Source organism: Streptosporangium vulgare (assembly GCF_042428775.1).
Lineage (GTDB): Bacteria > Actinomycetota > Actinomycetes > Streptosporangiales > Streptosporangiaceae > Streptosporangium > Streptosporangium vulgare.
This window is the reverse complement of record NZ_JBHMBS010000001.1, coordinates 436,969-448,792: the sequence shown is the minus strand read 5'-3', so window position 1 is coordinate 448,792 and position 11,824 is coordinate 436,969. Positions and strand designations below refer to the sequence as shown.

Genomic DNA, 11,824 nt, shown 5'->3' with positions numbered 1-11,824 from the left:
ACCTCCGCTAAGGCACCGGCCCCGCTCCTCAGCCGCTCCGCAAACGCTTCGCGTGCTCCTGGAGGGACCGTACGCCGATGTCGCCGCGGACGATCGCCTGGATGCCCTGTACGGCCGCGGCGAGTCCCTGGACGGTGGTGATGCAGGGGATGGCGCGCAGCACGGCGGCGGTGCGGATCTCGTAGCCGTCCAGGCGCGGCCCCGACTGGCCGGGACTGCCGAACGGGGTGTTGACGATGAGGTCCACCTCCCCGTCCAGGATGCGCCGGACGATGGTCTGCTCGCCCTCGGGGCCGGTCCCCTCGCTGTGCTTGCGCACGATCTTGGCACGGACGCCGTTGCGGCGCAGTACTTCGGCGGTGCCCTCGGTGGCGAGGATCTCGAACCCGAGGTCGGCGAGGGCCTTCACCGGGAAGATCATCGCGCGTTTGTCGCGGTTGGCCACCGAGACGAACGCCCGCCCCTTGGTGGGCAGCGAGCCGTACGCGGCGGCCTGCGACTTGGCGTAGGCGGTGCCGAAGAACTCGTCGATGCCCATCACCTCGCCGGTGGAGCGCATCTCGGGGCTGAGCACGATGTCCACGCCGCGGAAGCGGTTGAACGGCAGCACGGCCTCCTTGACCGCGATGGGCGCGTCCAGCGGCATGGTGCCGCCGTCGCCGGTCGCGGGCAGCAGGCCCTCGGCGCGCAGGTCCGCCACCGTGGCGCCCATCATCACCCTGGCCGCCGCCTTGGCCAGCGGCACCGCCGTGGCCTTGGAGACGAACGGGACCGTACGGCTGGCGCGGGGGTTGGCCTCCAGCACGTACAGGATGTTGGCCGACATGGCGTACTGCACGTTGAGCAGGCCGCGCACGCCCACTCCCCTGGCGATGGCCTCGGTGGCGGCGCGGATGCGCTTGATGTCGTAGCCGCCCAGCGTCATCGGCGGCAGCGAGCACGCCGAGTCGCCGGAGTGGATGCCGGCCTCCTCGATGTGCTCCATCACGCCGCCGAGGTAGAGCTCCTCGCCGTCGAACAGGGCGTCGACGTCGATCTCCACGGCCTCGTCGAGGAACTTGTCCACCAGCACCGGATGGTCGCTCGCCGCGCCCGCCTTGGCCATGTAGGCGGCCAGGGTGTCGTCGTCGTAGACGATGGCCATCCCGGCGCCGCCCAGCACGTAGGAGGGTCGCACCAGCACCGGGTAGCCGATCTCCGCGGCGATGGCCAGCGCCTCGTCCTCGGTCACCGCGACGCCGTGCTTGGGCGCGGGCAGGCCCGCCTCGGCGAGGACCCTGCCGAACGCGCCGCGCTCCTCGGCGAGGTGGATCGACTCGGGCGAGGTGCCGACGATGGGGACGCCCGCGTCCTTGAGCGACTGGGCCAGGCCGAGCGGGGTCTGGCCGCCGAGCTGGACGATGACGCCCACCACGGGACCGGTCTGCTGCTCGGCGTGGACGACCTCCAGGACGTCCTCCAGGGTGAGCGGCTCGAAGTAGAGGCGGTCGGAGGTGTCGTAGTCGGTGGAGACCGTCTCGGGGTTGCAGTTGACCATGACGGTCTCGTACCCGGCGGCCGACAGCTCGAAGGAGGCGTGCACGCACGCGTAGTCGAACTCGATGCCCTGGCCGATCCGGTTGGGCCCCGAGCCGAGGATGAGGACCTTGGGACGCTCCCCGTAGGGGACCTCGGTCTCCTCGTCGTAGGTGGAGTACAGGTAGGGGGTCTGGGCGGCGAACTCGGCGGCGCAGGTGTCGACGGTGTTGTAGACCGGGCGGACGCCGAGCGCGTGGCGCAGGTCGCGCACCCTCGGCTCGGTCATGTCGCGCAGCTCGGCGATCTGCGCGTCGCTGAAGCCGTAACGCTTGACCCGGGTCAGCACCTCGGCGGTGAGCTGCGGCGCGTCGCGCAGCTCGGCGGCCACCTCGTCGATCTCGATGAGCTGGTCGAGGAACCAGGGGTCGACGGAGGTGGCCTCGGACAGCTCCCCGATCGTGGCCCCGGCGCGGATGGCCTGCTGCATGGTGAACAGCCGCCCGTCGTGCGGGACCCGGCAGGCGGCCAGGAGCTCGTCCTTGACGCCCGGCTCCCCGGCCCAGGTGAAGGAGGCGCCCTTCTTCTCCAGCGAGCGCAGCGCCTTCTGCAGGGCCTCGGGGAAGGACCTGCCGATCGCCATCGCCTCGCCCACCGACTTCATGTGGGTGGTGAGGGTCTGGTCGGCCCCGGTGAACTTCTCGAACGCGAACCTCGGCACCTTGACCACGATGTAGTCCAGCGAGGGCTCGAACGACGCCGGGGTCTCCTTGGTGATGTCGTTGGGGATCTCGTCCAGGGTGTAGCCGATGGCCAGCTTGGCGGCGATCTTCGCGATCGGGAAGCCGGTGGCCTTGGACGCGAGCGCCGAGGAGCGCGAGACGCGGGGGTTCATCTCGATGACGACCATGCGGCCGGTGCGCGGGTCGACGGCGAACTGGATGTTGCAGCCGCCGGTGTCGACGCCGACCTCGCGGATGACCGCGATGGCCACGTCGCGCATGTTCTGGTACTCGCGATCGGTCAGCGTCAGCGCGGGGGCCACGGTGACGCTGTCGCCGGTGTGCACGCCCATCGGGTCGATGTTCTCGATCGAGCAGACGATCACCACGTTGTCGGCCCGGTCGCGCATGACCTCCAGCTCGTACTCCTTCCAGCCGAGGATGGACTCCTCCAGGAGCACCTCGGTGGTCGGCGAGGCGTCGAGGCCCGCCCCGGCGATGCGGCGCAGTCCCTCCTCGTCGTGCGCGAAGCCCGAGCCGACCCCGCCCATGGTGAAGGAGGGGCGCACCACCAGCGGGTAGCCCAGCTCGCCGGCGGCGGCCAGGCACTCGTCCATGGTGTGGCAGACGAACGAGCGCGCCGACTCGGCGTTGAGGCCGCGCTCGGCGGCGACCTTGGCCACGATGCCCTTGAACAGCTCGCGGTTCTCGCCCGCCTGGATGGCGTCGACGTCGGCGCCGATCAGCTCGACCTCGTAGCGCTCCAGGACCCCGGCCTCGTACAGGGAGATCGCGGTGTTGAGCGCGGTCTGCCCGCCCAGGGTGGGCAGCAGCGCGTCGGGCCGCTCCTTGGCGATGATCTTCTCGACGATGTCGGGGGTGATGGGCTCGACGTAGGTGGCGTCGGCGAACTCGGGGTCGGTCATGATCGTCGCCGGGTTGCTGTTGACGAGGATCACGCGGAAGCCCTCGGCGCGCAGCACGCGGCAGGCCTGGGTGCCCGAGTAGTCGAACTCGCAGGCCTGGCCGATCACGATCGGCCCTGAGCCGATCACCATGATCGACTGGATGTCCGTGCGCTTAGGCACCCTTGCTTCCTTCCGTGCTTGTGGTCGCGCTCGTGGTCGCGCCGGTGTCAGCGCTCACCCCACCGGCCGTTCCCCGCTCGCCCGCCATCAACGCGCAGAAGTCGTCGAACAGGCCGGCCGAGTCGTGCGGGCCCGCCGCGGCCTCGGGGTGGTACTGGACGCTGAACGCCGGGCGCTCCAGCAGCCGCAGCCCCTCGACGCAGTCGTCGTTGAGGTTGACGTGGCTGACCTCCGCCGGTCCGTACGGCGTGTCGAACGCGCCCTCCAGGGGCGCCCGCACCGCGAAGCCGTGGTTGTGCGCGGAGATCTCCACCTTGCCGGTGCCCCGGTGCTGCACCGGCTGGTTGACGCCCCGGTGGCCGTAGCGCAGCTTGTAGGTGCCCAGCCCCAGGGCCCGCCCGAAGAGCTGGTTGCCGAAGCAGATGCCGAAGAACGGCACGCCCGCGTCGAGGACGCCGCGAAGCGCCTCGACCGGGCCGTCGGCGGTGGCGGGGTCGCCGGGGCCGTTGGAGAAGAACACCCCGTCGGGGCCGAGCGCGAGGATCTCCCCGGCGGTGACGGAGGCGGGCAGCACGTGCACCTCGCAGCCGCGCTCGGCCATCCGGTGCGGCGTCATCGCCTTGATGCCGAGGTCGACGGCGGCCACGGTGAACCGCTTGGGACCGATCGCGGGCACGACGTACGGCTTGGGGGTGGAGACCGCCCCCGCCAGGTCGGCGCCCTCCATCGCGGGGCTGCCCAGCACCCGCTCCAGCAGCTCCTCGACCGGCGCCAGGGCCTTGCCGGAGAAGACCCCGGCCCGCATCGCCCCCCGCTCACGCAGGTGGCGGGTGAGGGCGCGGGTGCCGGTGATGGCGATGCCGACGACGCCCTGCTCCTTGAGGTAGTCGTCCAGGGAACGGTTGGAGCGCCAGCTGGAGGCCGTCCTGGCGGGCTCGCGGACCACGTATCCGGCGACCCACACCCGCGACGACTCCGGATCCTCGTCGTTGACCCCGGTGTTCCCGATGTGGGGCGCGGTCATCGCGACGATCTGGCGGTGGTACGACGGGTCGGTCAGCGTCTCCTGGTATCCGGTCATCCCGGTGTTGAAGACCATCTCGCCGAAGGTCTCGCCCTCGGCGCCGTAGGGGGTCCCGCGGAAGACGCGGCCGTCTTCCAGCACTAGCACTGCGGTCACTCACACACCCCGATCATCTCGGTTACAGCTCCGCAAAGTATGAAATATCCGGCATGTTGGGTCGCTGTGCCCCCGTCGAGCGGGACACACCCGCGTCCCGCGAAGGCCCCGGAGGCCGCGAGGATCGCGGCGGTCCGGGGGCGGCGGACGGGTGCCCTCACGTGAGCTTTCCGTCCAGGACGGTCGGTCTGCCGCGCAGGAAGGTCGCCACGACGCGGCCGGGCAGCGTCAGGCCCTCGTAGGGCGTGTTGCGGCTCTTGGAAGCGTAACCCGCGGGGTCGACCGCGGCACGCACCGACGGGTCGTAGAGGGTGATGTTGGCCGGGGCCCCGGCCTCGATCGGCTGCCCGTGACCCTGGAGCCTGCCGATCCTGGCCGGGGCGAGGGACATACGCTCGGCGACACCGGCCCAGTCGAGCAGCCCCGTGTCGACCATCGCCTCCTGGACCACGGCCAGCGCCGTCTCCAGGCCGATCATGCCCATCGCCGCGGCGGCCCACTCGGTCTCCTTGTCCTCGACCGGGTGCGGGGCGTGGTCGGTGGCCACGCAGTCGATCGTGCCGTCGGCCAGGGCCTCGCGCAGCGCCTCGACGTCCGCGCGGGTGCGCAGCGGCGGGTTCACCTTGTAGATCGGGTTGTAGGAGCCGACCGGGGACTCCTCGACCAGGTCGTCGGTGAGGAGCAGGTGGTGCGGGGTCACCTCGGCGGTGACGTCCCAGCCCTTGGACTTGGCCCAGCGGATGATCTCCACGGAACCGGCCGTGGAGACGTGGCAGATGTGCAGGCGCGAGCCGACGTGGGCGGCGAGCAGGCAGTCGCGGGCGATGATCGCCTCCTCGGCGACCGCGGGCCACCCGGTCAGACCCAGCCTGCCGGAGACCGCGCCCTCGTTCATCTGCGCGCCCGCGGTGAGGCGCGGCTCCTGGGCGTGCTGGGCGACGACACCGTCGAACGCCTTGACGTACTCCAGGGCGCGGCGCATGAGCACCGCGTCGGAGACGCACTTGCCGTCGTCGGAGAAGACCCGGACCCGCGCGGCGGAGTCGGCCATCGCGCCGAGCTCGGCGAGGCGCTCGCCGCCCAGGCCGACGGTGACGGCGCCGACGGGCTGCACGTCGCAGTGGCCCGCCTCCTGGCCCAGGCGCCAGACCTGCTCGACGACGCCCGCGGTGTCGGCGACCGGCTCGGTGTTGGCCATGGCGTGCACGGCGGTGTAGCCGCCGAGGGCGGCGGCGCGGGTGCCGGTGTCGACGGTCTCGGCGTCCTCCCGGCCGGGCTCGCGCAGGTGGGTGTGCAGGTCGACCAGGCCGGGCAGGGCGATCAGCCCCTCGGCCTCGACGATCTCGCCCCCGGTCAGCCCCCGGCCGATCTCCACCAGGAGGCCGTCGCGGATCAGGATGTCGGCCGGCTCGCCGCCGAGGATCCTGGCGCCCCTGATGACGATGCCGTCACGCGTGGCCCCGATGCGGTCGTTCATCAGATCTCTCCCCCGAGGTCGGCGCCGCCCAGCAGCAGGTAAAGGACGGCCATGCGTGCGGTCACACCGTTGGCGACCTGCTCGACGATCGTCGAGCGCGGCGAGTCGGCCACCTCGGCCGCGATCTCCATGCCCCGGTTCATCGGGCCGGGGTGCATCACGATGGCGTGGTCGGGCATCTTGGCGACGCGGTCGCGGTCGAGCCCGTAGCGGCGGCTGTACTCCCGCTCGGTGGGGAAGAACGCCGCGTTCATGCGCTCGCGCTGCACGCGCAGCATCATCACCACGTCGGACTTGGGCAGCACCGCGTCGAGGTCGTACGAGACCTCGCACGGCCAGGAGTCGACCTGGACAGGGAACAGGGTCGGCGGGGCGACCAGGGTCACCTCGGCGCCGAGCGTGGCCAGCAGCAGCACGTTGGAGCGGGCCACCCGGCTGTGCAGCACGTCGCCGACGATGGTGATCTTCCTGCCGTCCAGCGGGCCCAGGCGGCGGCGCATGGTGAAGGCGTCGAGCAGTGCCTGGGTGGGGTGCTCGTGGGTGCCGTCGCCGGCGTTGACGACGCTGCCGCGCACCCAGCCGGCCAGCCGGTGCGGCGCGCCCGAGGCGCCGTGGCGGATCACGACGGCGTCGGCGCCCATCGCCTCCAGGGTGAGCGCGGTGTCCTTGAGCGACTCGCCCTTGGAGACGCTGGAGCCCTTGGCGGAGAAGTTGATGACGTCGGCCGACAGGCGCTTGGCGGCGGCCTCGAAGGAGATCCTGGTCCGGGTGGAGTCCTCGAAGAAGAGGTTCACCACCGTGCGGCCCCGCAGGGTGGGGAGCTTCTTGATGGAACGTTCCGAGATCTTCGCCAGCTCGTCGGCGGTGTCCAGGATGAGCAGGGCGTCGTCGCGGGTCAGGTCGGCCGCGGAGATGAGGTGTCGCTTCACCGGTCCTCCTCCTTCAGCAGCAGGACCGCGTCGCGGCCGTCGTTCTCCTCCAGGTAGACCTTGACGCTCTCCGACTTGGAGGTCGGCAGGTTCTTGCCCACGTAGTCGGGGCGGATGGGCAGCTCGCGGTGCCCCCGGTCGACCAGGGTGGCGAGCTGCACGGCCTGCGGGCGGCCCAGGTCGTTGAGGGCGTCGAGGGCGGCGCGGACGGTGCGGCCCGAGTAGAGGACGTCGTCGACGAGGACGACCACCCTGCCGTCGATGCCGTCGGCGGGCAGCTCGGTGCGGCCCAGCGCGCGGGCGGGACGCAGCCGGAGGTCGTCGCGGTACATCGTGACGTCGAGGGAGCCGACGGGCACCGCTCGGTCCTCGAACTGCTTGATGTGGGCGGCCAGGCGGCGGGCCAGGTGGACGCCGCGGGTGGGGATGCCCAGGAGAAGGACGTTCTCGCCGCCCTTGGTGCGCTCAAGGATCTCGTGGGAGATGCGGACGAGGGCCCGGTTGATGTCGGGCCCCTCCAGAACGGCGTGGGCGTTGCCCTGCGCATGCGGGAGCGGACGCGAAATGGCCTCGGCCAAGGAGAGACACCACCTTCCCCGCCTCACGGGACGGGTCTTAAAGGAAGTCAACGCCTTCACGGTACCAGCCGGGCGAAGGCTCGCCCGAACAGGGGGTCCGCTCCGCGGACGCCGAAGATCCTGCCCAGCAATCTTCTCAAAAGTGAATGAATATCACGATCTTCGCTGACTTCCCCTTGGTTCTTCGGGTATGCGCTTTACATCCGCACCGAACATCCGTACCGAGCGAAGCACGACGATCACGCCCCGGGCGTGGCCGGCCCGACGGCTTTCCGGTCGCCTCCCGGCGCCTCCCGGCGGCCCCGCCGCCGGCCGCGCCCGTCACCAGAGGCCCAGGAGCACCAGGAGCACCAGGAGCACCAGGAGCACCAGGAGCACCGAAAGCGCAAGCCACACCCGCCGCACCGCCGCACCAGCCGTTCCAGCCGCGAAGGAAGAGAAATGGCCTTTCACGTCGACTCCGAGGTCGGCCGGCTCCACCAGGTCCTGCTGCACAGGCCGGAACTCGCCCTGAAACGGCTCACGCCGTCGAACAAGGACGACTTCCTCTTCGACGACGTGCTGTGGGTGCAGCGCGCCGTGGAGGAGCACGAGGAGTGGCAGGAGCTCCTGGTCGACCAGGGCGTCACCGTCTACATGCTCTCCGACCTGCTCCGCGAGACGGTCGAGATCCCCGAGGCGCGCAAGCACATCCTGGACGGCGTCGCCGACGAGCGCTACTTCGGCCCGATGGCCGTCGACGCGATCCGCAACGCGCTGGACTCGATGGACTCCGTCGTGCTCCAGCGCTATCTCACCGGCGGCATCACCAAGCGCGAGCTGGTGGACATGGGCACCGACCCCAAGAGCCTCGCCTTCCACACGCTCAAGCCGGACGACTTCGTCCTGCCCCCGCTGCCCAACCACCTGTTCACCCGCGACACCTCCTGCTGGATCTACGACGGCGTCTCGATCAACGCGATGAGGAAGAAGGCCCGCCGCCGCGAGACCGTCAACATGGAGGCGATCTACCGCTACCACCCGGCCTTCGCGCCCGGATACGACCGGCCGGACGAGGGCGGCTACAACGTCTGGATGCCCGGCATCCCCGCGGCGCCCGCCACCATCGAGGGCGGCGACGTGCTCGTCATCGGCCGGGGCGCGGTGCTGGTGGGGATCAGCGAGCGCACGCAGCCCCAGGCCGTCGAGATGCTCGCGCGCAGCCTGTTCAAGCGGGGGGCGGCGACGAGGATCGTCGCGCTGGACATGCCGAAGGCACGGGCCTTCATGCACCTGGACACGGTCATGACCAACGTGGACGTCGGCGTCTTCACCAAGTTCGCCGGGCTGGGCATGCTGCCCTCCTACACGGTCGAGCCCGGCGACAACGAGAAGGAACTCAAGATCACCGACCATCCCCCCGAGGACATGCACCGGGCCATCGCGCGGGCGATCGGGCTGGACGACATCAAGGTCCTCAGCGCGACGCAGGACGTGTACGCCTCCGAGCGGGAGCAGTGGGACGACGGCTGCAACGTGCTGGCCCTGCGTCCCGGGGTGGTGGTGGCCTACGAGCGCAACACCACCACCAACAACCACCTGCGCGAGAACGGGATCGAGGTCATCACGATCCGGGGCAGCGAGCTCGGCCGGGGCCGGGGCGGCCCGCGCTGCATGAGCTGCCCGCTCGAACGCGACGGGATCTGACCCCTCCCCTGCTCCCCTGCCGCTCTCCCGTTCGCCGTCCGGAACGCGGGGTCCCGCGCGACGCGCGCGGAAGACCCCCTCCTCCCGGAGGGCCCGCGTCTCCCCGAAGATCTCCCGGAAGACCTCCCGAAAGGCCTGCCGGAAGATGTCCCGGGAAACAGGTCTGGTCCGTCCTCCCGGCAGGGCGGGCCATCACCACACGGGCCACAGTGGAGGGGGAGAACGGATGGCTTCGCTGACGCGCCGGCTGTTCCGCACCAAGCCCGCCGAGGAGATCGTCGCCGAGGGCGGCCGCGGCGAGGGCGGCGAGCTGCGCAGGAGCATGACCCTGTGGCAGCTGACCCTGTTCAGCGTCGGCGCCACCCTCGGCACCGGCATCTTCGTGATCCTCGGCCAGGCCGTGCCCAAGGCGGGCCCCGCGGTGCTGGCCGCCTTCCTGCTCGCCGCGGTCACCGCCCTGTTCTCCGCGCTGTCGTACGCGGAACTGGCCGGCACGATCCCCGTCTCCGGATCGTCGTACTCGTACGCGTACGCCACCCTGGGCGAGCTGGTGGCGTGGGTGTGCGGCTGGTGCCTGATGCTGGAGTACGCCGTCTCGGTGGCGGCCGTGGCGGTCGGCTGGGGCGAGTACCTGAACGTCTTCCTGCGGGACCTGCTCGGCTGGACGTTCCCCGCGGCCCTCGTGCACTCCCCCGGCGACCGGGGCGGTGTGGTCAACCTGACCGCGATCCTGATCGTCCTGCTCGCCACCTGGCTGCTGCTGCGCGGCGCCTCGGAGAGCGCGGGCGCCAACGCCGTCTTCGTCGTCGTCAAGGTCGTGGTGCTGGCGTTCTTCTGCGCCGTGGCGTTCACCGCGTTCGACTCGGGCAACCTGGCGCCGTTCGCCCCGATGGGGATCGCCGGCGTCACCGCCGCCGCCTCGCAGGTGTTCTTCTCCTACATCGGCTTCGACGCGGCCTCCACCGCCGGGGAGGAGGCCAGGAACCCCAGGCGCGACCTCCCCCTGGCGATCATGCTGTCCCTCGGTGTCGTCACGCTCGTCTACGTCCTGGTGGCGCTGGCCGCCGTCGGCGCCATGCCGTGGCGGGAGTTCGACCCGGAGAGCACCGAGGCGGGCCTCGCCGTGATCGCGAAACAGGCCGCGGGCGCCACCTGGCCCGGTCTCGTCATCTCCTTCGGCGCGGCCATCGCCATCGCGAGCGTGGTCCTGACCGTGCTGTACGGCCAGACGCGCATCCTGTTCGCCATGGCGCGCGACGGCCTGATTCCGAAGATCTTCGAGAGGGTGAGCCCGCGCCGCCGGGTGCCGGTCGCCAACACCCTCATCGTGGCCGCCTTCGTCTCCGTGCTCGCCGGGCTCATCCCGCTGGGCCAGCTCGCCGAGGCGACCAGCATCGGCACCCTGTTCGCCTTCGCGATCGTCAACGCGGGCGTGCTCGTCCTGCGCCGCACCCGCCCCGACCTGCCCCGCGGCTTCAGGACACCGTTCTTCCCCGTCACGCCGATCCTCGGTGTGGTCCTCTGCCTCGTCGTGATGGCCGGACTGGCCGGCGTCACCTGGCTCGCCTTCGGGATCTGGATGGCGGTCGGCCTGCTCGCCTACTTCCTCTACGGCTATCGCCACTCGCGTCTCAACCAGGGCACCCGCTGACCGCCCCCCTGCCCCTGAGGGGGCGGGAGAGCCGCCGGACCGGCACGCGGGCACGCCGATCCCCGCCTCCGGCCGCGCGGGACCGTCGCACCGGGTATCGCCCGCCGTCGCGTCTTTCAAGATCATACGCCTGTCGCGACGGCCGGGGACGACGCCCCCCAGAATCCCAAAGAAGAGGCGGAAATCCGCCGGAAGTCCCGGAAAAACCGGAGGTTTCGCGATGCGAAGTAGGACAAGTGCGGCGTTTGAGGCGGACCCCACCGGACCGGATTCGACATCTTTTTTCCAATCAGCTTGACCTTAGGCGCCCACAGCTTTACCGTCACTGTCCGTAACCACACCTCGTGGCGTTATCGGGTGAACCCTGACGCATCGGTCACCGAAGGTGCCTACCCCGGGCGCCAACCCGGTGAACGGGGCATAAGTTGCGAGGTAGCACAATCAAGTTGAGAGCACTACATAACAGAGCCGGGGGGCCACACCATGCCGTCTGAGTACGCCAAGTCGCTGGGTGCACGACTCCGCGCCATTCGCACCCAGCAGGGCCTGTCCCTGCACGGAGTCGAAGAGAAGTCCCGCGGGCGCTGGAAGGCGGTCGTCGTCGGCTCCTACGAGCGTGGCGACCGTGCTGTCACCGTGCAGAAGCTTGCCGAGCTGGCCGATTTCTACGGGGTGCCGGTCTCGGAGTTGCTGCCGGGAGGTGCCGCTCCCAGCCCCCTGGGCCCGACACCGAAGCTTGTGATCGACCTTGAGCGTCTCGCCCAGCTCCCCAAGGAGAAGGCGGGCGCGCTCGCCCGTTACGCGGCCACCATCCAGAGCCAGCGTGGCGACTACAACGGCAAGGTGCTGTCCATCCGCCAGGAGGACCTCCGCTCCCTCGCCGTGATTTACGACAAGTCCCCCAGCGAGCTCACCGAGGAGCTCATCAGCTGGGGCGTCCTGGACCCGGAGGCTCGCCGAGCCGTCGAGGCCTTCTGACGACCCCTGACCGGTCGTGG

8 protein-coding genes are annotated in these 11,824 nt (G+C 70.6%); 3 read left to right on the top strand and 5 right to left on the bottom strand.

What is annotated here, in order from left to right; translation table 11 throughout:
* Positions 1–28: 28 nt before the first annotated feature.
* The 5 genes from carB to pyrR all read right to left on the bottom strand — a co-directional run bounded on the left by carB (position 29) and on the right by pyrR (position 7,489).
* Positions 29–3,325 carry a carbamoyl-phosphate synthase large subunit gene (gene carB, locus ACFFRH_RS01960; RefSeq protein ID WP_386153590.1) on the bottom strand — a complete coding sequence of 1,099 codons (3,297 nt, stop codon included), beginning with the start codon at positions 3,323–3,325 and terminating at the stop codon, positions 29–31.
* On the bottom strand, positions 3,318–4,505 hold the full coding sequence (gene carA / locus ACFFRH_RS01955) for a glutamine-hydrolyzing carbamoyl-phosphate synthase small subunit (protein WP_344749602.1): 1,188 nt from the start codon (positions 4,503–4,505) through the stop codon (positions 3,318–3,320). The genes carB and carA overlap by 8 nt, the downstream gene beginning before the upstream one ends.
* A 157-nt stretch (positions 4,506–4,662) precedes the next feature.
* On the bottom strand, positions 4,663–5,982 hold the full coding sequence (locus ACFFRH_RS01950; RefSeq protein ID WP_344749603.1) for a dihydroorotase: 1,320 nt from the start codon (positions 5,980–5,982) through the stop codon (positions 4,663–4,665).
* Positions 5,982–6,911: an aspartate carbamoyltransferase catalytic subunit gene (locus ACFFRH_RS01945; RefSeq protein WP_344749604.1), complete on the bottom strand. Its 930-nt coding sequence runs from the start codon at positions 6,909–6,911 to the stop codon at positions 5,982–5,984. Before ACFFRH_RS01945 ends, ACFFRH_RS01950 begins: the two co-directional genes overlap by 1 nt.
* The gene (gene pyrR, locus ACFFRH_RS01940) at positions 6,908–7,489 is read right to left on the bottom strand and encodes a bifunctional pyr operon transcriptional regulator/uracil phosphoribosyltransferase PyrR (RefSeq protein WP_344749605.1); all 582 of its coding nucleotides are present in this window, start codon (positions 7,487–7,489) and stop codon (positions 6,908–6,910) included. The genes ACFFRH_RS01945 and pyrR overlap by 4 nt, the downstream gene beginning before the upstream one ends.
* A gap of 441 nt (positions 7,490–7,930) precedes the next feature.
* Between pyrR and ACFFRH_RS01935 the strand changes: the two genes are divergently transcribed.
* The 3 genes from ACFFRH_RS01935 (at position 7,931) to bldD (ending at position 11,804) form a co-directional block, all read left to right on the top strand.
* Positions 7,931–9,175 carry an arginine deiminase gene (locus ACFFRH_RS01935; RefSeq protein WP_344749606.1) on the top strand — a complete coding sequence of 415 codons (1,245 nt, stop codon included), beginning with the start codon at positions 7,931–7,933 and terminating at the stop codon, positions 9,173–9,175.
* Between the two features lie 226 nt (positions 9,176–9,401).
* The gene (locus ACFFRH_RS01930) at positions 9,402–10,826 is read left to right on the top strand and encodes an amino acid permease (RefSeq protein ID WP_344749607.1); all 1,425 of its coding nucleotides are present in this window, start codon (positions 9,402–9,404) and stop codon (positions 10,824–10,826) included.
* Between the two features lie 483 nt (positions 10,827–11,309).
* Entirely contained in the window at positions 11,310–11,804 is a 495-nt protein-coding gene (gene bldD / locus ACFFRH_RS01925; protein ID WP_344749608.1) for a transcriptional regulator BldD, read from the top strand.
* Positions 11,805–11,824 lie beyond the last annotated feature (20 nt).